The 21,343-nt window shown below is 71.7% G+C and carries 21 protein-coding genes; 8 read left to right on the top strand and 13 right to left on the bottom strand.

The window, feature by feature from the left end; all coding sequences use genetic code 11:
* Positions 1 to 71: 71 nt before the first annotated feature.
* From ACFO60_RS22555 to ACFO60_RS22545, 3 genes are all read right to left on the bottom strand, one after another.
* The gene (locus ACFO60_RS22555) at positions 72 to 269 is read right to left on the bottom strand and encodes a hypothetical protein (protein ID WP_380843141.1); all 198 of its coding nucleotides are present in this window, start codon (positions 267 to 269) and stop codon (positions 72 to 74) included.
* An 867-nt stretch (positions 270 to 1,136) separates the two neighbouring features.
* On the bottom strand, positions 1,137 to 1,757 hold the full coding sequence (locus ACFO60_RS22550; RefSeq protein ID WP_380843139.1) for a pentapeptide repeat-containing protein: 621 nt from the start codon (positions 1,755 to 1,757) through the stop codon (positions 1,137 to 1,139).
* A 359-nt stretch (positions 1,758 to 2,116) separates the two neighbouring features.
* Positions 2,117 to 3,106, bottom strand: coding sequence for an ArsR/SmtB family transcription factor (locus tag ACFO60_RS22545; RefSeq protein ID WP_380843137.1), 990 nt, complete (start codon positions 3,104 to 3,106; stop codon positions 2,117 to 2,119).
* 109 nt (positions 3,107 to 3,215) lie between these two features.
* Here ACFO60_RS22545 and ACFO60_RS22540 point away from each other — a divergent pair, with 109 nt between their 5' ends.
* On the top strand, positions 3,216 to 4,610 hold the full coding sequence (locus ACFO60_RS22540) for an MFS transporter (RefSeq protein WP_380843135.1): 1,395 nt from the start codon (positions 3,216 to 3,218) through the stop codon (positions 4,608 to 4,610).
* 67 nt (positions 4,611 to 4,677) lie between these two features.
* On the opposite strand, the gene ACFO60_RS22535 is transcribed toward ACFO60_RS22540, so the two are convergent.
* The 4 genes from ACFO60_RS22535 to ACFO60_RS22520 form a co-directional block, all read right to left on the bottom strand.
* Positions 4,678 to 5,091 (bottom strand): ester cyclase, encoded by a 414-nt coding sequence (locus tag ACFO60_RS22535; RefSeq protein ID WP_380843133.1) that lies wholly within the window; start codon positions 5,089 to 5,091, stop codon positions 4,678 to 4,680.
* Positions 5,092 to 5,213: 122 nt separating this feature from the next.
* Positions 5,214 to 6,188 carry a zinc-binding dehydrogenase gene (locus ACFO60_RS22530; RefSeq protein ID WP_380843131.1) on the bottom strand — a complete coding sequence of 325 codons (975 nt, stop codon included), beginning with the start codon at positions 6,186 to 6,188 and terminating at the stop codon, positions 5,214 to 5,216.
* Positions 6,189 to 6,445: 257 nt separating this feature from the next.
* Positions 6,446 to 7,162: a thermonuclease family protein gene (locus ACFO60_RS22525; protein ID WP_380843129.1), complete on the bottom strand. Its 717-nt coding sequence runs from the start codon at positions 7,160 to 7,162 to the stop codon at positions 6,446 to 6,448.
* Positions 7,163 to 7,266: 104 nt separating this feature from the next.
* Entirely contained in the window at positions 7,267 to 8,487 is a 1,221-nt protein-coding gene (locus tag ACFO60_RS22520) for an MFS transporter (protein ID WP_380843127.1), read from the bottom strand.
* A 70-nt stretch (positions 8,488 to 8,557) separates the two neighbouring features.
* Here ACFO60_RS22520 and ACFO60_RS22515 point away from each other — a divergent pair, with 70 nt between their 5' ends.
* Positions 8,558 to 9,049, top strand: a complete 492-nt coding sequence (locus tag ACFO60_RS22515) for a MarR family winged helix-turn-helix transcriptional regulator (RefSeq protein ID WP_380843125.1) — start codon at positions 8,558 to 8,560, stop codon at positions 9,047 to 9,049.
* A gap of 40 nt (positions 9,050 to 9,089) precedes the next feature.
* On the opposite strand, the gene ACFO60_RS22510 is transcribed toward ACFO60_RS22515, so the two are convergent.
* Positions 9,090 to 9,485 carry an ATP-binding protein gene (locus ACFO60_RS22510; protein WP_380843124.1) on the bottom strand — a complete coding sequence of 132 codons (396 nt, stop codon included), beginning with the start codon at positions 9,483 to 9,485 and terminating at the stop codon, positions 9,090 to 9,092.
* A gap of 186 nt (positions 9,486 to 9,671) precedes the next feature.
* On the opposite strand from ACFO60_RS22510, the gene ACFO60_RS22505 reads away from it, so the two are divergent.
* Both ACFO60_RS22505 and ACFO60_RS22500 read left to right on the top strand, forming a co-directional pair.
* Positions 9,672 to 10,556: a helix-turn-helix domain-containing protein gene (locus ACFO60_RS22505; protein ID WP_380843122.1), complete on the top strand. Its 885-nt coding sequence runs from the start codon at positions 9,672 to 9,674 to the stop codon at positions 10,554 to 10,556.
* A complete protein-coding gene (locus ACFO60_RS22500; RefSeq protein WP_380843120.1) occupies positions 10,490 to 10,678 on the top strand; it encodes a DUF397 domain-containing protein in 189 nt (62 codons plus the stop codon). The genes ACFO60_RS22505 and ACFO60_RS22500 overlap by 67 nt, the downstream gene beginning before the upstream one ends.
* A gap of 98 nt (positions 10,679 to 10,776) precedes the next feature.
* On the opposite strand, the gene ACFO60_RS22495 is transcribed toward ACFO60_RS22500, so the two are convergent.
* Positions 10,777 to 11,568, bottom strand: a complete 792-nt coding sequence (locus tag ACFO60_RS22495) for an IclR family transcriptional regulator (RefSeq protein WP_380843118.1) — start codon at positions 11,566 to 11,568, stop codon at positions 10,777 to 10,779.
* Between the two features lie 427 nt (positions 11,569 to 11,995).
* On the opposite strand from ACFO60_RS22495, the gene ACFO60_RS22490 reads away from it, so the two are divergent.
* Together ACFO60_RS22490 and ACFO60_RS22485 are read left to right on the top strand one after the other, a co-directional pair.
* Positions 11,996 to 13,459, top strand: a complete 1,464-nt coding sequence (locus ACFO60_RS22490) for a benzaldehyde dehydrogenase (protein ID WP_380843353.1) — start codon at positions 11,996 to 11,998, stop codon at positions 13,457 to 13,459.
* Between the two features lie 223 nt (positions 13,460 to 13,682).
* Positions 13,683 to 14,873 carry a CynX/NimT family MFS transporter gene (locus ACFO60_RS22485; RefSeq protein ID WP_380843116.1) on the top strand — a complete coding sequence of 397 codons (1,191 nt, stop codon included), beginning with the start codon at positions 13,683 to 13,685 and terminating at the stop codon, positions 14,871 to 14,873.
* 3 nt (positions 14,874 to 14,876) lie between these two features.
* Here the strand turns inward: ACFO60_RS22485 and ACFO60_RS22480 are convergent, their stop codons facing one another.
* Together ACFO60_RS22480 and ACFO60_RS22475 are read right to left on the bottom strand one after the other, a co-directional pair.
* Positions 14,877 to 15,923 (bottom strand): serine hydrolase domain-containing protein, encoded by a 1,047-nt coding sequence (locus ACFO60_RS22480; protein ID WP_380843114.1) that lies wholly within the window; start codon positions 15,921 to 15,923, stop codon positions 14,877 to 14,879.
* 117 nt (positions 15,924 to 16,040) lie between these two features.
* The gene (locus ACFO60_RS22475; protein WP_380843112.1) at positions 16,041 to 17,336 is read right to left on the bottom strand and encodes an ABC transporter substrate-binding protein; all 1,296 of its coding nucleotides are present in this window, start codon (positions 17,334 to 17,336) and stop codon (positions 16,041 to 16,043) included.
* A gap of 217 nt (positions 17,337 to 17,553) precedes the next feature.
* Between ACFO60_RS22475 and ACFO60_RS22470 the strand changes: the two genes are divergently transcribed.
* Positions 17,554 to 18,762 (top strand): glycerophosphodiester phosphodiesterase, encoded by a 1,209-nt coding sequence (locus ACFO60_RS22470; RefSeq protein WP_380843110.1) that lies wholly within the window; start codon positions 17,554 to 17,556, stop codon positions 18,760 to 18,762.
* Here ACFO60_RS22470 and ACFO60_RS22465 read toward each other — a convergent pair.
* On the bottom strand, positions 18,717 to 19,226 hold the full coding sequence (locus ACFO60_RS22465) for a cysteine dioxygenase (RefSeq protein ID WP_380843108.1): 510 nt from the start codon (positions 19,224 to 19,226) through the stop codon (positions 18,717 to 18,719). The genes ACFO60_RS22470 and ACFO60_RS22465 overlap by 46 nt on opposite strands.
* On the bottom strand, positions 19,223 to 20,122 hold the full coding sequence (locus ACFO60_RS22460) for an amidohydrolase (protein WP_380843106.1): 900 nt from the start codon (positions 20,120 to 20,122) through the stop codon (positions 19,223 to 19,225). Before ACFO60_RS22460 ends, ACFO60_RS22465 begins: the two co-directional genes overlap by 4 nt.
* Before the next feature lie 193 nt (positions 20,123 to 20,315).
* Between ACFO60_RS22460 and ACFO60_RS22455 the strand changes: the two genes are divergently transcribed.
* On the top strand, positions 20,316 to 21,341 hold the full coding sequence (locus ACFO60_RS22455) for a LacI family DNA-binding transcriptional regulator (protein WP_380843104.1): 1,026 nt from the start codon (positions 20,316 to 20,318) through the stop codon (positions 21,339 to 21,341).
* Positions 21,342 to 21,343 lie beyond the last annotated feature (2 nt).

The raw sequence follows: 21,343 nt of genomic DNA, 5'->3' as shown, positions 1-21,343 counted from the left end.
CAGTGTGACCGCCGCCACCGACAGTTTAAAGTGACGGCGGTAAAGTGACCACTTTAAGTTGAAAGTCGCAATTAACGTACTCGGCGACTTATGTCATGGGTGGACCGGCCGTAGGGCCCGCGCGGCGGCGTCGGGAGGCGCTGGTCGCGCCAATCGGCGCGGCCGTCGGCAGGGCCGGGAAGGTCGGCGGCGAGGCGCTCGGCCTCATGGTGCAGCGCGGAGATGAGGAGGAGTTCGAGGCTCAGGTCTTCGAGGTCGACGGTTTCCATCTGCGTCTCCCGACGTGAGGTGCCTTGCCGGCCCGGAGGTCGTCCGCGAAGCCGGTGCTCGTGGAATCTTACCTTCCGTGATGACAGATCGTGGTCGTGGCCTGGGCGCGTCACTCTTCGTAGGAAACGGTCCAGCCGCAATCGGCTTTTGAACAAGCATCTTCCGAGGGGAACCGATGGGAGGGTGCGGCCTCGTCGTCGCTCCACCGTCGATCTCCTGCCGCTCGATCGTCCGCCTCTGCCTGGCCGGTCGCGCCTCCTGCGGGAACGTGCCAAGCGGAGCGTCTTCTCTGTACGTGATCAGAGCAGGGTAACCAATACGGTCATAATTACGGAAGGTGGTATTTCATGAAAATCTGCGTATTCAGTGCAGCATGCCAGAGCGCCGGGCGGCCTTGACAGGGATCCATCGGATGACTGCCCGCAAATCACGATTCGGCTGTGGAAGGCCGGGTGTCCTCGTGCGGGGCGTTCGACGGTCTTCATGCATGCGAATCGTGACGGGAAATGAGCGCGTCGCGTTGGTTGGTGGAACACTTGCCTGACAGCCGAGCCCCTCGTCCCGGGGCGTGCCGCCGCCGGTGGGCGATCGCCGGTCATGTGCGGCGCGCCCACGCGGGCCCCGCCGCGGGCCGGCCGCCACGACGGCCCGTGTCCCGCACAATGGGCGAGGTCACCTCGGAGGGGTGGAGACCGAACCCAGGGACATGCGGCCAGCGAGCTCGGGCCTGGCACGTCCGGTGCCGCCGGCCCGAGCTCGCCCCCTCGCCATGCGGCCGCCGCCCCGGCCGCTCTCGGGCCGGACACACCCTCGTGCCGTGGCATCGGCCCGCCGCGAGGGATTGAGGCGCGACCGGCCGCTCGGAGTCAGTCGGAGCGGACGTCCAGCCCAAGGGCGGTCGCGATCAGGACGGCCTGGGGGAGGTCGACCACCGCGCCCCGCAGGTCAACGGCCAGCGGATCGAGGGCTGACAGGTCGCTGCCGCGCAGGTCGCAGCGGGACAGATCGGCCTGGTGCAGCGAGGCGCCCGACAGGTCGACCCGCTGAAGCGTGGCTCCCTCGCACCGGGCGCCGGTGAGGTCGGCCTCGCGCATGCGCACGTCCTTGAACGAGGCGCCCCGCAGGTTGGCGCCGGGAAGCCCGACGAACGACCAGTCGCCGCCGTCGACCTTCAGCAGGTCGAAGGTGCAGCCGTCGAACCTGCTGCCGACCAGCTTGCATCCGGTGAAGGTGGCGTCGAAGAAGCCGCAACGGGTGAAGGTGCAGTTGACGAACGCGGCGTCGGTGTGCCGTGAGGCGTTGAACCGCACACCGCGGAAGACGCAGTCGGAGAAGACCGTGCCCTCGTCGATCATCTCGGTCATGTCGACGTCGACGAAGGCCACCTGGCTGTGCTGTTCGCCCGACACGTCTCGCCCGTCCCAGTCGTCGGACACGACGGAGGTGTGGGTCTCGGGCGCCGCGCGGCCGTGCCTGCGCTCAGCCACGGCGGGCAGCGGGAAGGCCGGCAGGGGCGTGCACGGGAAGGCCGGCAGGGGTCTGCGCGTGAAGGCCCCGGTGCGTAGCGCGGGCGGGGCGGGATCGAGCGGCGACCTCGCGCGCGGTGTGAGAACTCATGTGTGCGGGCCTTTCGGTGCTGTGGCGGCTCGCGGGCGTGCGCCTGCCGCGGGCTTCGCCCACGCTAGTGCGCCGCCACGACAATTCCCTGCCGCAGGCCGCCATGCGCCCTCGCCGCAAGTGGCTTTGTGGCGTGCCGGTCCGGCTCTTCCAGCACCCGGACGAGGCCCGGGACCGCCGGTCGGCCTTCCGGGTACCGACAACAGGACCGAGGAAGAGGAGAGGGCGGTCAGCCGCCCTCGGACAGTGCGTCGCCGAGCGGGGTGCGGTGGTACAGGACCGACCGGCCCACCCGGGTGCCGGTGATCAGCCCCGCCTCGCGGAGGGCCGCCACATGGTCGCCGGTCCCGCCGACGCTCATGTCGAGCAGGGCGGCGAGCTGCGTCGTGGTGGCCGGCAGACGCAGCAGGATCGCCGTGCGGGTGGCGCCGATGAGCCGGGTGAGTCCCCGCGGCGCCAGGTGCTCGGCGGCGATGCCCCTGGCCTGGTAGACCAGCGCGTACGGCCAGGCCTCCTCCAGGTACGCCCCCACTCCCGCCCCGAAGACGCTCGGGACGAACAGCAGCCCCCGGCCGCCGAGCCGGTGCCGCTCGTCGTCCCTGCCGGTCTCCATGCGCACCGCGATGTGACCGGGACCGTCGTCGGCCTGCCAGCGCACCCGCGGGTTGAGGTCGTCGAGCGCCGCCGCCCACCCGTAGGCCGCGAGCCGCCCCGCCCGGTGCGCGACGTCGCGCTCGAGGATCGCCTGGAACCGGGGCCAGCCGGGCGCGACGATCTCCTGCCACGTGGCACGCAGCACGTCGGCGAGCAGGTCGACGATGTCGGGCCGGTCGAGGACGGCCAGGACGTCCCGGGGCGGCGGGGGGCCGCCGCGCAGGTTCCTCGTGATCTCCTCCCGGGCCTGGGCGAGGGGCGTGGCGCGCATCACCGCCAGCTCGTCCTCGAAGGCGACGTTCACCCCGGCGGGGGGCGGAGCGATGAAGTCGGCGTTGTACTCGCCATGCCGGAACAGCGGCACCAGCGCCGACAGCGCGGGAAGGTCTTCCCGCAGCCGCTCGTAGGCGGGCCGGTTCCGCTCGACCCACGAGCGGTGGACGCCGGCCTCCTGGCGGCCGGAGAGCAGCCACAGGGCGTGCATCGTGTCGATCAGCCGGGAGACGGCGAACCGGCTGGTCATGATGTCCTGCGGGCTCACCTCGATACGGATCACCCGCCCCATGTCGCCCACCCTCTCTCTGCCGGCCTCACGTCCCTCGACCTTTCGCTTATTTCCGAAAGCTTAGCCATCGATGGCCGCGCCCCCCGAGCATCGTCGCGGGAGGTGCGGGGTGACCCAGACAGATCACGCGCGACAGGCCACGTTCGGCGAGGTGTTCGCCGTCCCCGAGTTCCGGGTGCTGTTCGGGAGCTTCACGCTGCTGGTGGCCGGGGACTCGGTCAAGATGCTGGCGTTCGCCGCGCTGGTGTACGGGCGCACCGGCTCGGCCGGGTTGTCCGCGCTCGCCTACATGAGCGGGTTCCTGCCGTACGTGATCGGCGGGACCTTCCTGCTCTCGCTGGCCGACCGGATACGGCCCCGGCGGCTGATGATCGCCGGGGAGCTGGTCCGCGTCGCCGTCTGCCTGCTCCTCGGATTCGCCGGGCTGCCGGTGTGGGCGATGCTGCTGCTGGTCGTGGCGACCGGGACGCTCAACCCGGTCTTCGGCGCGGCGCGCACCGCCACGCTGCCGGAACTGCTTCCCGGCGACGCGTTCGTGCTCGGCCGCTCGGTGCTCACCGTCACCTCGGCCGGCGCGCAGATCGGCGGCCTCGCCGTCGGCGGCGCCGCGCTGTCCCTGACCGGGCCCGGTGGAGCGCTGCTGATCACCGCCGCGCTTTCCGCCGCGAGCGCCCTCATCCTGAGGCTGGGCCTGCCCGACCGCCCCCCGCGCGCGGCCGTCAGCGGCGCCGGCGGCCCCTCGCGGGAAGTTGCGGAAGCCGGTTCACGCCGAGGACGATCCGGGACGGCCGCCCGCGGCGAGGCGGAGACCCGCGGTGACAGTACGGCGGCCGGTGGTGGTGAGACGGTGGCCGGTGGCGGCAGGGCCGCGGCCGGTGGTGGTGAGACGGTGGCCGGGAATCCGGTGCGGGCGTCGTTGCTGGTCAACCGCCGGCTGCTGGCCGACCGGCGCGTCCGCGGGCTGCTGCTTTGCAACTGGGTCCCGCTGATGTTCGTGGCCGGGGCCGAGGCGCTGGTCGTCCCCTATCTCAGCGAGCGCGGCGCGCCGTCCCAGGCGGGCCTGGTGCTCGCGGCGTTCGCGGTCGGGATGGCGCTCGGGGACTTCGTCGTCGGCAGATTCGCCGCGCCCGCCCTGCGGGAGCGCCTCTCGCTCCCGCTCGCGGTGGCGGCCGGGGCGCCGATGGCCGGGTTCGCCGCCCGGCCCTCGCTCGCCTGGTGCCTCGCGCTCGCCGTGCTGACGGGGGTGTGCCTGGCCTACAACCTCGGACTGCAGCGACGGTTCGTCGACGCGGTGCCGCCGGACGTGCTCGGCCAGGCGTTCGGGCTGTTCACCTCCGGCCAGATGACCACCCAGGGGCTCGGCGCGGCGCTGGCGGGGGCGATCGCCGGACTGGTCCCCGCGCATCTGGCCATCGCGGTCATCGGCGCCGCCGGCACCCTGGCAGCCCTCGCCCTGGCCCCTTACCTCCGGCCTCAGGCTGCCGGCCTCCCCGCCGGCCGCTGATGATCGTGGTGGCGGGGCTCGGCGCGACCGGCTCCGGATCTCCGCCCGGGCGCCGCGCTGGGACGGCTCACCGGTGCTCAGGCAGGACGAGGCGGGCGCCGAGCTGGATGAGAAGCTCCAGCTGGTCGTAGTAGATGCAGTGCATGGTGACCAGGCCGTTCTCGAAGACGCGGCTGCTGCACCCGCGGATGGTCACCCCCCGGCCGGTCGCCTCGATCACCTCGCCGTCCGGCATGAGAAAGGGCCCCGTGTGCGTCCCGGTGAGGATCCACTCCATGACCACGGTGTCCCCATGGGTGAACTTGCTCCACGGCGTCAAGCGCAGATCAGGGAACGCGTCCAGGAAGAGGGCCCAGAAGGAGACGATCTCCTCCGGCCCTTCCCCTTTGCCGCTGGGCGACAGATAGAGCGCATCCTCGGCGTAGCAGTGTGTCAGCTCCTTGAGATCGTGCGCGTTGACCGCGTCGATCATCTCGCTCATGACTTCCTGGAAGTCGGACATCGCGAGCCCCCGTTTCCTCGCGTCACCAAATCACGCTACCCCGCCGACCTCCGGCCCCGTCCCGGCGGGAAGACCGCTGCGGGAAGATTCCTACGGGAAGCTCAGACCAGCAGCAGGGCCTTGCCGAGGATCTCCCGTGCCTCGATCGCCGCGTGCGCCTGGGCGGCCCGGTCAAGGGGAAAGGTGCGTCCGATGACCGGCCGAAGCCGGCCTGCCGCCGCCTCCGCCAGGGCGCGCGCGGCGAGCCGCTGACGCTCGGCCATGCTGAACTGCACGTCCTGGATGCCGCGTACGGTGATCCGGCGCCGGCCGGCCTCCGCCGGGTCGATCGGGCTGAAGCCGCCGCTCGGCGCGCCGTGTGCCGAGTAGCGGGCGCCCGGTGCCGCGATCGCGAACGCCGCCCGGCCGATCTCGCCGCCCGCCCCCTCGAACACCACGTCCGGGCCCGCGCCGCCGGTCGCCTCGCGCACGCGCTCGGCCCAACCGGGCTCGGTGTAGTCGACGGCCAGGTCGGCGCCCAGCCGCCGGGCGAGGTCGAGCTTGCGCTCGCCACGGGCCGCCGCGGCCACCCGCGCCCCGGCCGCGCGCGCCAGTTGGACGAGCATGACGCCCATGCCGCCGGCCGCCGCCGTCACGAGCACCCAGTCGCCCGGCTTGACCTCAGCCGCGTCGAACACCCCGAACCCTGTCACGCCGTCGTGCATGAGGGCCGCCGCCCGCTCGGGCTCCAGCCCTTCCGGCACCGGGATCAGCGACTCCGCCGGGACGGCCACCCGCTCGGCGTACCCACCCTGGGCGTTCGGGGTGTAGGCCACGACCGTCCGGCCGGCCCAAGAGGCGTCCGCCCCCTCGCCCACGGCCCCCACCCGTCCGGCCACCGCCCCGCCCGGCACGTACGGCGGCTCGACCGCGAACCACTGCCGGGCCGCCCCCGCTCTGATCTGCGTCTCGACGAACAAGGTGTCGGCCACCGCCACCTCGATCACGACCTGCCCCGGCCTCGCCACCGGATCGGGCGCCTCGGCCGTTTCCAGCACCTCCGGCCCACCGAACCGCTCAACTCGCACAGCACGCATCGCTGCCATCCTTTGTTCACGTGACGGCCCTCGTCGGTGGCAGTCTGAGACTTCAACTTAGGGTGAAGTCAACCGGCGATGGCCCACGATCTCAGTACGTGACCGCTGCGGGAAGATTCCTGCGAGCCGGTCAGCCGCCGGCTGCCCTCGCGGGGAGTCCTTGGTGTCCGTGCGGGGTCATCCCGCGCCGGTCGGCCAGGGGCGGTCCGCTCCGCCGGCGAGGTCGAGCACCGGCCCGCCATCGCGTCGCGCGGGAGCTACCGTTCGCAGACGACGCCGTCGCCGTCGCGGTCCTGGTACCAGTAGTACTCGGGGTCAGTGTCGCGGTAGTACGGGCCGTAGCCGTTCCGGTTGGCCTCGGCGCAGGTGCTGAACCTCCGGTCGTTCCCCGACGGCGGAGGCGTCGGCTTGGGGGTGGGCTTCGGGGCCGGCTTCTTTGTCGGCTTGGGCGTGGGCTTCGGGGTCGGCTCCGGTGTCTGCTGGGAACCGCCGCCGCACCGGCCCGACCAGATGCGCAGCCGGGCGGCCTTGGCCGCGGCCTGGTCCTCGCGGAGCGGCTTGATGTACTTCGCGTTCACCCCCATCTGGCCCGCCTTGGCATACCCATAACGGACAAGGTTGCGGTTGACGAACGTCCCTCCGCTGTTCCAGGCGTAGAAGAGGAAGCGGCCGGCGGAGTCCCGCGCGGTCTTGTCCCGGAGCAGGCGGACGGTGCTCCCGGCGGGGAGCAGCGTCGCGGCGCGCGCGGTCGCGGCCGCGGCCCAGCACTGGCCCTTGTTCGGCGCGTTGACGTCCAGCAGGCGAACGCGGAGCGTCCTGCCCTTGTAGATGATGTCGAAGGTGTCCCCGTCGACCACCGCCTTGACCTTCGCGGCGACGGCCCCATGCGGAGCGGCGGCGGCGTCGGCGGGGAGCGAGGGAACGACCAGGCCGCAGGCGGCCAAGGCCCCGGCGAGTAGAAGGCGGGCGCGCAACGTGGCTCCTCGTGTGAGTGAAGTGACTCAGGGGAGACGGGAGGCGAAGACCGCCGGTTGTCGACATGTCCGGATTCGGACACCCTCGTGGAGAAGAAGGCACCTCATGGTGAAGTCAAATCCGCCGCAGCCTGGCCGGCGGACGCCCGGGCCGGAGACCGCCGTACGTCCGGCAGCGCGAGCACGGCGAGGTTGGCGGCGGCGACCAGGACCGCCCCGGCGAGCAGCGGCGCCGCCGTGCCCGTCACCGCCGCGACCGGCGCGGCGACGGCCAGTCCCAGCGGCCGGGCGGCGAACGAGATGAGCCCGTCGAACGCTCCCACCCGGCCGAGGGCCTCCTCCGGGATGCGCTGCTGCAACGACGTCTCCCACAGCGGGGTCAGCACGCCGAGGCCGAACATGGCGGCGCAGTACGCCCCGGCGACCACAGCCAGCGGCATCGCCGCGCCGAAGGCCGCCATGGGGAGCGCGTAGGCGGCCGCGCCGGCCGCGACGACCGCGAGCGGACGGCGGACCGGCAGCCGGGGCGCGGCGTAGACGCCCACCAGCAGGCCGACGGTGCCGAGCTGGGTGATGAGCACCCACGAGGCCTCGCCGCCGAGATGGCGTACGGCGATCAGCGGGCCGAGGGTCAGCAGGAAGCCGGCGGCCAGGTGCCACACTCCGTGACCGAGCACGCTGGCCAGGAACCACGGGTGGCGGCGGGTCTCCGCCCATCCCTCGCGAAGGTCGGCGAGGAACGAGCCGCGCGGGCCTCGCCGGACGGCGCGGGCGGGTCGCAGCCCGCCGAGCGTCAGTGCGGAGACGGCGAACAGCCCGCCGGTGAGCAGCGAGGACCAGCCCGGCCCGAGGGCGAGGACGAGCGCGCCCGCCGTGGCGGGGGCCGCCACCTGGGCGATCCCTCCGGCCACGCCGATGCGGGCGTTCACGCGCAGCCGCTCGGGCTCCGCCACCACGGCCGCGACGAGCGTGCGCACCGCGGGAGTCCCGAGGGCCAGCCCCGCGCCGGTGATCGCCGACAGCGCCGCGATGTCCGGGATGCGCACCACGCCCGCGAGCAGTTCGGCCGCGACGCCGAGCTGAGCCGCGCCACGCACCAGGTCGGCCGCGAGGACGACCCGCTGCGGCGGGAAGCGGTCGGCGACCACCCCCGCGACGGGGAGCAGGAGCAGCAGCGGGATCATCTCGCAGGCGAGGACGAGCCCGAGGTCGCCGGCGGAGCCGGTGGCGCGGACGACCGCGAGGGTCAGCGTCGTCGGGATCAGCGCGGTCGCCAGGGCCGCGATCGTCCGCCCGGCCAGCAGGCGGCGTACAGGGGCGCTCATGGGCCGAGAACTTATTTCGCTAGCTAATCATTTGTCAACGAAATACTTGCCGGCGTAGCATACTGGCGGGATGGACGACTCCGTCGATCGGCATCTGGCGCGATGGCGCGACAAGGCGCCGTTCGACGAACGGGTCGAGGCGATCATCACGCGCATCCAGCTGCTGGCCCGCCACGTCGCGCACGCCAAGGACCGCGCGCTGGCCGAGGTGGGCCTGCAGGGGTTCGAGTTCGAGACCATGCACCGCCTCGTGGCCCGGGGCGCCCCTTATCGGGCGACGCCGTCCGAGCTGGCCGCCGAGCTGATGGTCTCGCCGGCCGGCATGACCGGACGCCTCGAGACCCTGGAGAACGCCGGCCTGGTACGCAGGCTGCGCAGCGTCGAGGACCGCCGTCGCGTCGACGTCGAGCTCACCGAACAAGGGCACGCCCGCTGGTACGCCGCCATGGAGATTCGCGGCACCGCCGAGGACGGCATGGTCCACCCGCTGGGCCAGGACGAGCAGGACGTCCTGATCGCACTCCTCAAGCGCATGCTCATCCAGGCCGAGTCCACCCGCTGAACCCCGTACCGGCCCGCTGAGCCCCCGGACTCGCCTGGCGTCAGAACTTGACCTCGCACCAGACGGCCCGGCCGCCGGCCTCCTCGTCGACTCCCCAGCACTGGGAGAGCCGCCGCACGAGGAACAGTCCGCGCCCGCCCTCCCCGGAGAGGTCGTCGGAGACGACGGGCCGCGTGTCCGCGCCGGCGTCCCTGACCGTCAGCCGGACGGTCTGGTCCCGCTGCGCCAGCGTGATGCTGATGAACCCGCCGTGTCGCGAATCGGAGTGGACGACGGCGTTCGTCGCCAGTTCCGACGCGAGCAGGGTCACGTCGTCCAGGGCGGGATGTTCGCCCCCCAGCGTCGCCCGTACGAACGCCCGCGCCACCGGCACGGACGCCTCCGTCCCCACCAGGTCCAGGGACCACAAAGACCCGAGTACATCTTCCGCCGCCATTGCGAACCTCGTTTTCGCCGTCGAGGTGACACGTGCGGTCCCGCAAAGTTTGTGGGACTCCCTATGCCATCTATCGATTTCCCCTCCAGGATTGGCCACGTTTGATTACCGTGTGGAGTCAACTGATTGCACTTTGAACACACGGTCTGGTGCATCACAGGTGCGACGTCGGAAGGTAGGTAGGTCATGCCGCTACCGGTCGAGTTGAACCCAGAAACTTCGCCATTGGCCCGTTTCGGCTATGAAGTGCGCCGGCACCGATTGGCGGCGAATCTCACGCAGAAGCAGTTAGCGAACAAGGTCATGTTCTCGGCCAGCATGGTGGGAATGGTGGAGCGGGCGGCGCGGAAGCCGGAGAAGGCTTTCGCGCGGCGATGTGATGAGATCTTCGAGCTCGACGGCGTCCTCACCGAGATATGGCTCATGGCCGACAGGTGGAAGGATGCCGCTCCCCCGTGGTTCCGCCACGGCCTGGAAGCCGAACAGGAAGCGACGGCCCTGCGGACCTGGGATCCGCTTCTCTTCTTCGGCCTCATGCAGACCGAGGACTATGCGCGTCACGTGCTCGCTGGAGAGCCGGGAATCACGCCCGAGATGTTGGAGCAACGCCTCACTACACGACTTCAGCGTAAGTCCGTGCTCTCGAAGGCCGAACCTCCGATCCTGTGGGCCGTGATCGATGAGGGGGTACTGCACCGACCCATCGGCGGGCCGAAGGTGATGTGCGAGCAGTTGGCCTATGTGCTGGAGCTGGCCGAGCGTCCGAAGGTGAGAATCCAGATACTGCCCTATTCCGCCTCATCAACGTGCGGGCTGCTGAGCGCCTTCGTCATAACGGAGCTCCCGGGACACTGGACAACCGTATGGGCGGAGTCTTCTATACAGGGCAAGGTGACCGACGAACCCGACATAGTGCGATCGGTCACCCACCGGTACGACGCCTTGCGGGTAGAGGCGCTTCCCCAGCACCTGAGCTTGGAAATCATAAAGAAGGAGATGGAGCGATGGACTGGAGCGGGGCGGTGTGGCGGAAGTCGTCGAGATCTGGTTCGGACGGAGGATCTTGCGTAGAGATCGCCACGGACCCGGCCGGGACGGTGGGAGTCAGGGACAGCAAGGTGTTCGCGGGGCCGGTCGTGGTGGTGGCGGCTGCGGAGTGGCGGGCGTTCCTGGCCGGGGTCAAGGGTGGGTGAACGGAGTCAGGGGCGAGGGAACTCCATGAGCCGCAGCGGATGAGGCGGGTCGGGAGCGTCGACGCGCCGGGCGTGGCGAGGTCGGGATCGACGGCCTGTCAGGTGGCCGGTAGGGCGGTGCGGTGGGGGCCGGCGGTGGTGTGCAGGTCGGCCTCGACACGGGCGGCGGTGGCCAGCAGCGAGGGCAGCAGGTCGCGGCGGGCGGACTCGACGGAGGTGCGGCTGGCGTGTGAGGACAGGTTCACGGCCGCGACGACCTGTCCGGCGCGGTCGCGGATGGGCGCGGCGATCGAGCGCAGGCCCTCCTCGAGCTCCTGGTCGACCATGGCCCATCCTTGCGCTCGCACCCGTTCGAGCTCGGCCGTGAGCGCCTCGCGGGAGGTGATCGTGCGGGCGGTGCGCCGTTCGAGGCCGGCGGTGGCGTAGTACGCCTCCAGGGCGTCCGGCGGCAGCCAGGCCAGCAGCACCCGGCCCATCGAGGTGCAGTGAGCCGGGAAGCGCGTGCCGATGCTGATGGTGACCCGCATGATGCGGGTGGTCGGCACGCGGGCCACGTACACGATGTCGGAGGCGTCGAGCACGGACACCGAGGCGGACTCGTGGACCTCGGCGACCAGCCGTTCCAGGTGGGGGAGGGCGACCTCGGGCAGCGAGAGGCTGGACAGGTACGCGTACCCGAGTTCGAGCACCCGGGGGGACAGCGAGAACAGTCGGCCGTCGGTGCGGACGTATCCCAGTTCGACCAGCGTGAGCAGGAACCTGCGCGCGGCGGCGCGGGTGAGCCCCGTGGAGCGGGCCACCTCGCTCAGCGTGAGCTCGGGGTTCGCGGCGTCGAAGGCGCGGATGACCGCCAGCCCGCGGGCCAGCGACTGGACGTACTCCTCCGCCATGTTCGGGTCCCCTCTCGCGGTGACCGTTATACCAGCAGGCGATCAGGTGACCGTGCGTGATGCGCACAGGCAGGGTGCGAGCGGTCCGAGGTGGGTGTTCGTTCCTCGAACGGATGTCTTCTCAGGAACGCTATGCGGGCACGACGAGACGGTCAAAGGACCAGTGGCACCCGTGTTTCCTGGGCGTTGACGCGCTCTTGTCCCGGGGATAGCTTGCACGGACACGTTCTTCAACAGAACCTTCGTTCGCTCAACGAACAGCTGTCGCCTCGCATATCCCTCCGGGAGTGTTCATGCGCCGCTCCGCTCGCGTCCGTCCCGTCGCCCCCACCCCCGCCCGTCGCGCTCGCGGCGCGGCGAGCCGGTAGCCGAGCCGCCACGGCACCCAGCACCACAGCACCAAAGCACCACGGAAAGGGCGTTGACCATGGATTTCCTCGACCCCAAGATCTGGTCCGGATCGGTCTACGGCGGCAACGGATGGGCGGTGTCCCAGGCCGGTGACGCGCCCGTCATCGAGCCCGCCACGGGAGGCGAGATCGGCCGGGCCGGCGTGGCCGGCCCGGCCGACATCGCCGTGGCCGCCGCGCAGGCCGCCACGGCGCAGCGCGCGTGGGCCGCCGCCTCGTTCGAGGAGCGCGCGGCCGTCCTGCGCCGGGCCGGCCGACTGTTCGAGGAGCACGCCGCCGACATCCAGCACTGGCTCGTCCGCGAGTCCGGCTCCATCCCGGGGAAGGCCGGCTTCGAGACCTACGTCGCCGCGCAGGAGTGCTACGAGGCCGCCGCGCTGGCCTCCCAGCCTCCCGGCGAGATCCTGCCGACCGCGAAGAAGCGCCTCAGCCTCGCCCGGCGCGTACCGGTGGGAGTGGTGGGCGTGATCGCGCCGTTCAACGCGCCGCTGATCCTCGGCATCAGGTCGGTCGCCCCGGCGCTCGCCCTCGGCAACGCGGTCGTGTTCAAGCCCGACCCGCGCACCGCCGTCTGCGGCGGCGTCGCCATCGCCCGCGTCTTCGAGGAGGCCGGCCTGCCCGCGGGCGTCCTGCACATGCTGCCCGGCGGCGCGGACACCGGTGAGGCGCTGGTCGCCGACCCCCGCGTCCGGGTCGTCTCCTTCACCGGCTCCACGGCCGCGGGACGCAAGGTGGGCGAGCTGGCCGCCAGGCACCTCAAGCGCGTCCACCTGGAGCTCGGCGGCAACTCCGCGCTGATCGTCCTGCCCGACGCCGACCTCGACCTCGCCGTCTCGGCCGGCGCGTGGGGCTCCTTCTTCCACCAGGGCCAGATCTGCATGACCGCGGGACGTCACCTCGTCCATGCGTCGATCAAGGACGAGTACGTCGAGCGGCTCGCGGCCAAGGCCGACCACATGCCGGTGGGCGACCCGGCGACGCAGGAGGTCGCCCTGGGCCCGCTCATCGACCAGCGCCAGCGGGACAAGGTCCACCAGCTGGTCACCGGCAGCGTCGACGGCGGCGCGCGGCTGGCGGCGGGAGGCACCTACGAGGGACTGTTCTACCGTCCGACCGTGCTCACGGACCTGACGACGTCCGCGCCGGCGTTCTGCGAGGAGGTGTTCGGCCCGGTCGCCCCGGTCATGCCGTTCTCGTCCCTGGAGGAGGCGGCGTCGCTGGCCGCCGACAGCGAGTACGGCCTGTCGCTGGGCATCCTGACGCGGGACGCCATGAAAGGGCTGGAGCTCGCCGACCTCATCCCCACAGGCATCGTCCACATCAACGACCAGACGGTGGACGACGAGGCGGTGGCGCCGTTCGGCGGCGTCGGCGCCTCCGGCACGGGGTCGAGGTTCGGCGGCACCAGGGCGAACGTCGAGGCGTTCACCGACACCCAGTGGGTGACCATGCAGGGTGACATCGCCCGGTATCCCTTCTGATGGTGACCGGTAGGGTCCAGGTTCCATGACCCCCCCGGCCACCGCTCCCGAGCCCGGATCCGAACGAGAACGGCAGCGGACTCCCCGCCCCGCCGCCGCGCGCGGACGCGCGTCCGTCCCGGGCTCGGAAGGGGGTTCTGTTCCAGGCCTGGAAGGGCCTTCCGTCCCGGGCCTGCGCGGGAGATCCGCCCCGGGTCTGGGCGGGAGATCCGGCGCGGCGGGGGTGCTGCTGGTCGCGGGGTTCGTGCTGGCCGCGCTGAACCTGCGGCCCGCGCTCGCCGGCGTGTCGCCGCTGCTCAGCGAGATCATGGCGGATCTGGGCCTGACCCCCGCGGCCGGTGGCGCGATCACCACCGTCATGGTGGTCTGCCTCGGCCTGCTGGCGCCGATCGCCCCCGCCCTGGCGACCCGGGTCGGCCTCGACCGCACCCTGCTGGTCGGGCTGCTCATCCTGGCCGCCGGCACCCTCGTGCGCGGTCTCGGCGGCGCGGTGACCCTCTACGCCGGGTCCGCCGTCGCCGGCACCGCCATAGCGATCATGAACGTGGTGATGCCGGGGGTGGTCAAGCAGCACTTCCCCGACCGCGTCGGGCTGTTCACCGGCATCTACGTCTCGGCCCTGGTGACCGGCGCCGCGTCGGCGTCGGCGCTGATGGTGCCCATCGAGCAGCGGTACGGCTGGCGCACGGCGGCCGCTTCGGCGGCCGTGCTCGCGCTGGCGGCGGCGCTGCTGTGGGCGCCGCAGGCGTTCGGGCGGCGCGCCGGCGGCGGGCCCGCCGGCGCCGTACGCCGGCCGTACGCCGCGCTGTTGCGCAGCGGCGTCACCTGGAACGTCACGGTGTTCATGGGCCTGCAGTCGCTGACCTTCTACATCATGCTGGCCTGGTTGCCGACCATCTTCCGGGACGCGGGGCTCCCCGCCGACCAGGCCGGCTACCTGCTCGCCCTGACGAACGTCGCCCAGATCGCCGCCACCCTCGCGGTGACCTCGCACGCGGGCCGTGCCCGGACGCAGGTGCCGCACATCGTGGCCGCCGCGCTGCTGACGGTCGCCGGGTATCTCGGCGTCCTGTTCGCGCCGGCCACGCTGCCGTGGCTGTGGATGGTCATCTTGGGGCTGGGGCAGGGGGCCTCGATCGCCCTCGCGCTGCTGATCATCACGCTGCGGGCGCCCGACCCGGCCTCGGTGACCGCGCTGTCGGCCGTGGCCCAGTCGTTCGGCTATCTGCTGGCGGCGCTCGGCCCCTTCCTGATCGGCCTGCTGCACCAGCTCTCGGGCGGCTGGACCGTGCCGCTGCTCGCCGGGCTGGCCGCGTGCGGGCTGCAACTCGTCTCGGGCGTGCGGGCCGGACGTCCGCCCGCACGGCCGCCGGACCTGAGAGCGAGCCGCGCCGTCTCGACGGATGCGCCCTAGGGACTAGGAGGACGGGTTCGGGGAGGTCGCCGTGCGGAAACCGGGTTCGTAGAGGTCGCTGAAGGTCTCGTGGAAGTCGTTCCAGTCGCCGTTCAGGTTGACCACCAGCGTGCGGGCGCCCTCGCGGTCGCCCATGGCGTACGACATCGAGCCGTGGATGTAGCCGCCGCCGCCCCAGAGCGTCACTCCGTCCGAGAGCCGCTGGGAGTAGACGCCGAGGCCGTACCGGGTGTGCGGGACCCAGCCCGCGCCCTCCGTCGAGACGGTGGTGAACATCTCGTCCTGCTGGGCGGGAGGGAGCAGGCGGCCGCTCAGCAGGGCCCTGAGGAAGCGTTGCAGGTCAGAGGTCGTCGAGACCATGCCCCCGGCGGCCCCGGCCCAGCTCAGGTCCATCTCGGTCACGTCGTGGATCTCGGCGCCCGCGCCGGTCTCGCCCAGTTTGGAGTAGTGACGGGCGTGCGGGTCGCGCATCGTGTTGTCGGCGCCCGGGAGGTAGGTTCCCGTGAGGCGCAGCGGCCGGGTGATGTGGCGCTCGATCTCCTCCGCGAGCGTCGCGCCGGTCGCCCCCTCGACGATCATTCCCGCGAGGCTGTAGTTGATCTTCGAGTAGATGAAGCGTTCGCCGGGTTCCTCGGAGGGCGGGGGCTCCTGGCCGAGGATGGCGTCGGGCAGTCCGCTGGTGTGGTTCAGCAGCCGCCTCATGGTGATCTTGGTGCCGTCCGCGCCGAGATGCTCCTCCACGACGCCGGGCAGCCACTGGGCGACCGTGTCGTCCAGGGTCAGCCTGCCCTCGGCCGCGAGCCGCAGGACCACGGTGCCGGTGAACGCCTTGGTGAAGCTCCCGATGCGGAAGTGCTCGCCCGGCCGGCGCTCGCCACCGGTCGTCAGGTCGGCCACTCCCGCCGTGCCGAACCACGGCTGCGCGCGGCCGTCTCTCAGCTCGGCGACGATGCCGGGGCCGCCGCCCGCGGCCACGGCGTCGTCGAGCGCGCTCTGGATCTCGGTGATGCGCTGGTCGCTGGACGGGATGGGGAAGTCGCTCGTGGACATGCGAGCAACACTAGTTGACTAAATCTCGGCCAGTCAACATGAGTTGCTTAACGGGCGTCCGTCCTCTGCCGCACGCGCGGATCTCGTGCTCGGAGCGCGCAGCCCGGCCCGGCTCGCTCAGGGGTTGGTGGGGGCCAGCTCGGCGCCGATCGGGACGGCCGGGTTGAGGCTGTTGTCCACGACCATCATTTCGTAGGGGAACCGCCCTACACCCCTCTTCCACTGCACCCCCACCGGCTGCTGGACGGCCACGCCCGGCACCGGACCGCGGGAGAAGTCCAGCACGCCCGACATCCCGGAGTAGTTCAGCGTCCTGAGGCGCGCGGCGACGGCCTTCCTGTCCCGGGGTGAGTCGACCTTCGAGAACGCCTCGTACGCGATCTCGAACAGCGAGTAGACCGAGCCGAGGGTCTGCAGCCACTGCCGGCCGCTGGCCGACTGGTAGGCCTCGGCGAGGCTCTTGGCGCTCTCGCCGTCCAGCGAGGAGGTGTTGGGCATGTACGGGCCCCACCAGGAGTCGGTCGCGATGTTGTCGACCAGGCCGGCGAGGGGCAGGGTGTCGGACGGGAACAGCAGGACCTTGGCCACCGTGGCCAGCCGGGGCCGGAACCCGTCGGCGGCCGCCTGCCGCCACATGCGGTTGAAGTCGGGGGTGAGCGGGGCGTTGATGAAGATCTCGCAGCGCTCCCGCCGGAACTTGGCGATCATGCGGGTGAAGTCGCGGCCGTCGCGGTAGGCGCCGCCGTCCACCCAGGTGTATCCGGCCTTCTCCAGGATCGGCGGCCAGGCGCGCCGGAAGGCGTTGCCGTCGGGGTCGTCGGGGAACATGGCGGCCACCACCTTGTTGGTGGGGATCCGCTCCCACATCGGGACGAAGCACCCGCCGAACTGGTCGACGCCGAGAAAGAACATGGTCGTGTACGTGAAAGGGCGAGGGTTGTCCGGATCGGCCTGCCGGGAGAAGTACCAGGCCTCCCAGGGGACGACGGTCGCCACGCACGGGATGCCCTGGCTCTCGCACACCGACGCCACCGGGTTGGTCGTCTCCGGGGCGGAACTGGTGAGGATCATGTCGGCCTTGTGGTGCGTGACGAGCTCGCGGGCCGCCTGAGCGGCCAGCCGGGGGTCGGACACGCTGTCCTTGACCACGATCTCGACCGCGTACCTTCTGCCGCCGACGGTGAATCCCTTGGCGTAGGGCGCGGTCCGGCGCACGCGTTCCACGACGAAGTCGTCCCCGGAGGCGAAACTGGCGAGCGCTCCGGACCGCGGGCTGACGAAGCCGATCACGATCTTCTCGTCGTCCGTCCGGAAGTCCCCGCCGGGCGCGCCGCAGGCGGCGCCGGCCGCCGCGAGGGCGCCCAGCCCCACGCCCTTGAGTAACTCGCGCCGGGGAAAAGCCGAGCGCTGCATACAAGCCTCCGATATCGCGCGGCTCGTAGGTCCGTGTCGCGTCCGACCGGAAACGCCGCCGGTTGTTCTGGCATATGGGGATGATCATTGCTCTGTGCTGATGATTACCGATAACGGCGGCGGTCGCTGGTGATCGTCGATAGTCGGTCGCCGTCCCTTTGGCGCGCCGCGCGTGTCATGCCGAGGAGAGCGCTCGCGACCAGGCCTAACATCGAGCGTGACCCGCGTTCGATGGCTCCTGGCCGGCACGCTCGCCGGAATGCTGTCCCTTCTGCCGGGGGGAAACGCCTCCGCCGGCGCGTCGTTCGGCATGTCCCCCTCTGCCGCGGTCCACGTCACCTCCGCCGCGGTCCAGAGGGCCGCCTCGCGGCCGCGTCCGGCGGTCATCGGGCACCGCGGCGCGTGCGCGTACCGGCCCGAGCACACCTTGCTCTCCTATCGGGCCGCCATCTCCATGGGAGCCGACTTCATCGAGCCCGACCTGGTGTCCACCAAGGACCACGTGCTCGTCGCCCGGCACGAGAACGAGATCTCCGAGACCACCGACGTCGCCCGGCATCCGGAGTTCGCCTCGCGCAGGACGACCAAGGTGATCGACGGCCGCAGGCTGACCGGCTGGTTCACCGAGGACTTCACGCTGTCCGAGCTGCGCACCCTGCGCGCCGTCGAGCGGCTGTCCGCCCTGCGCCCGCTCAGCGCCGCCTTCGACGGCCTCGCCCCGATCGCCACCTTCGACGAGGTGGCGGCGCTGGCCAAGCGGTCGGGCGTCGGCATCTATCCCGAGACCAAGCACCCGGGCTACTTCGCCTCCATCGGGCTGCCCCTTGAGGGGCCGCTTCTGGCTACGCTCGGCCGGTACGGGTGGCGCGAGCGGACCGACCCGGTGTTCGTCCAGTCGTTCGAGACCGGCAACCTGCGGGCGATGCGCGGCAGGACGCGGCTGCGGTTCGTCCAGCTCCTGGAGTCGTCCGGCGCTCCGCGCGATCTGGTGGCCAAGGGAGACCCGCGCACCTACCGCGATCTGGCCACTCCCGAAGGGCTCGCCGAGATCGCCTCCTACGCCGACGCCGTCGGCGTCCCGACCTCGCTGGTGCAGCCCGTCGGCCACGACGGACGCCTGGGAGCCGCCACCACACTGGTGGCCGACGCCCACCGCCAGAGCCTCGCCGTCCACGTATGGACCGTCCGGCCGGAGAACACCTACCTGCCCGCCGCGTTCCGCCGGGGGAACCCGGCGGCACGCGGGTACGCGGGCGCGCACGGCGACGTGGCCGGATGGCTACGCGTGCTGTACGGGCTCGGGGTGGACGGGGTGTTCAGCGACGACCCGGGCATCGCGCGGCGCGTCGGCGACACCCTGGCCGTCGAGGGCGGCTTCGGTCAGACGAGCGCCTCAGAGTCGGCCGGGCGCAGTTCGTCCGCGTAGCTCACCGATGCGCGGCGCATGACGCCGTCGTCGCTGATGGAGTACTGGCCCAGGCGCCACAGCGGGGGAGAGTAGGCGTGGATCGAGACGCTCGTCCCGGCGTGGCCGTTGATCCGGTGGATGTGCTCGGGGCCGAACGCCAGCACCTCTCCCTCGGACACCAGCGTCTCCAGCGGGGCGCCGCCGATGCGCGGGTTGGACTCCTTCAGCGTGCCCGCGACCACGCGCACGGCGCCGGAGGAGACGTCGTGGTCGTGCCAGCCGGTGTCGTCCTCGGGACGCCAGCAGATGACCCAGACGTCGACGAAGGAGTCACGGTGGAGCGAGGCGTAGTGACGCGCCTCTCCGCTCTCGCCGAAGGTGACATGCGAGGCCCACAGATCGGGCCGGGCGGCGAGGTCTTCGACGAGGTCGCGCAGTTCGTGCTTGTCCAAGTATCGGTCAGGCAAGGACTCCCAGGTCATCGGTGCACGGCTCCTTCCAGGTCGAGCAGGCGCGAAGGGTTGGTGAGGGATATCTGCTGTTCGATGGCCTCGCCGAGCAGTGTGCGCGCGGGCGCGGCGTAAGGGGCGTCCGAGCCGAGCACCACGACCTCGACGCCCACCACACGGGTGATCGCGTCGATGGCCTGGTGGCCGTAGGAGGAGGTCTCGAGGAAGCTGTCGGGGTCGACGACGCCCCGGGCGGAGCCGCCTCTGGCGATGAGGCGCTCCACGTGCAGGGGGGCGAGGCCGGCCAGCAGCGCGAAGCAGACGCGCAGACGCGGGTGCCGTGGCCGGCCGAACGCCTGGAAGGCGTACCAGGCGGCGTGCATCTGCTGGACGTAGGGCACCAGAGCCGGCCACCACGCGGGCCCTTCGGCGGCCGCGGCGGGGCCCGGGTGGACGAAGAGCGGCAGGTCGCGCTGCTGGAGGAGGTCGAGCAGCGGCGCGACGCGGGCCAGGCCCCCGGCGTCCAGCAGGGCGGTCGCGGGGAGCTGGAGCCCGGCGAAGCCGCCGTCCAGGGCCTCGGCGGTGCGGCCGAGGTCGATCTCGGTGACGCAGGTGGACGCCCAGGCCCGGAACGACGGCGGCAGCGCCAGCGCCCCCTCGTGGTAGGCGTCGAGCAGCGGCCAGGCCTCGCCGGGCGGCAGGTGCTCGACGCCGAGCGGGCTGGACAGCGACACCAGGGCCAGGTCGATGCCGTGGTCGTGGTTGAAGGCGAGCCGGTGGCCGAGGTCGTGGTCGAGAGGGTTCACCTCGTACGGCGCCTCGCCGTCGAGGAAGAGCGTCCAATCGGAGAGGAACGGCGGCTTGGCGCGGCCTCGCAGCGCGCCGGAGAACCCAGGCGTCCACATGTGCTGATGAACGTCGATTCCCATGCCCACCTCCTTGCTGACCAGGCTATCCTATATTACCTACTGACTTTGTAGGCAACATCTCTGATCGTGCTGTGAATCGATTCACTGATACGTTTCAGTGAACCGCTTCACCTGGCGGCCGTCAACAGCCGGTCCATGGGCCGAGACGGTTCGGAGCCCCGCCCGCCGAAGGGCTTCGGCATAAGCTGGCCAGATGCCGCGTTCCCAGCCGCGTAAGCGGGCGACGATCCGCGAGGTGGCGCAGGCGACCGGCCTGTCGCCCGCGGCCGTCTCGTACGCGCTGCGAGGTATGCAGGTCTCCGACGAGACCATCGAGCGGGTGCGCCAGGCGGCGGCCGAGCTCGGCTACGAGGCCGACCCGATCGCCCGGGCCCTCGCCAGCGGCCGCACCGGCATGATCGGCGTGCTGTGCGGCTCGCTGGAGGACCTCTGGCAGCAGTCGCTCGCCATCGGGCTCGGGCGTGCCCTGCGCGACAAGGACCGCTACGCGCTGATCCTGGACGCCTCCGGCGACCCCGCCCGCGAGCGCGCGCTCGCGCTCCAGCTTCGCGACCAGCGCGTCGACGGGCTGATCGTGCAGCCGGTCGACCCGGCCGCGCAGTTCTGGTCGCAGCTGGCCGAGAGCCTCCCGGTGGTCGCCATCGGCGACGCCCTCCTCGACGCGCGGACGGCCGGCGAGGTCGTCTTCGACAACCGCAACGGCGTCACGCTGGCCCTTGAGTACCTGCGGCGGAAGGGCCACCGCCGCATCGCCGTCCTGACCCCGACCCGGCCCAGCACGCCCGACCGGCCGGCGGACGTCCATGTGACCGCCGAGGCCGCGCGCCTCGGGCTGGACATCGCGGTGGTGACCGCGCCGCACGGGCTGGCCGCGATGACCGGGACGGCGCGGGAGCTGCTCTCGAGCGGCTCCCGGCCGAGCGCGGCGTTCTGCTTCTCCGACTCCATCGCCTACGGCGTGTACGCGGCGGCGGCCGAGCTCGGCCTGGAGATCCCCGGCCAGATCTCGGTCATGGGGTACGACGACCACCCCATGTCAGGGCTGCTCACCCCAGGCCTGACCACGGTCAACTGGGACATCGGCGGCATCGTGCGCGCGGCCGTCCGCCTCGTCGCCGCGGCGGCGGACGGACAGCACCGCAGGCGCAGGATCATCCAGGCGCCCGAACTGCGCGAGCGAGGCTCGGTGGCCGGCCTTCAGTCCTCTGGGCCTCGTTGAGG

Origin of the sequence: Sphaerisporangium dianthi, assembly GCF_042654065.1 — a bacterium.
Classification (GTDB): domain Bacteria; phylum Actinomycetota; class Actinomycetes; order Streptosporangiales; family Streptosporangiaceae; genus Sphaerisporangium; species Sphaerisporangium dianthi.
Note: the sequence above shows the minus strand (reverse complement) of the source record. Positions and strands in the feature narration are given on the sequence as shown.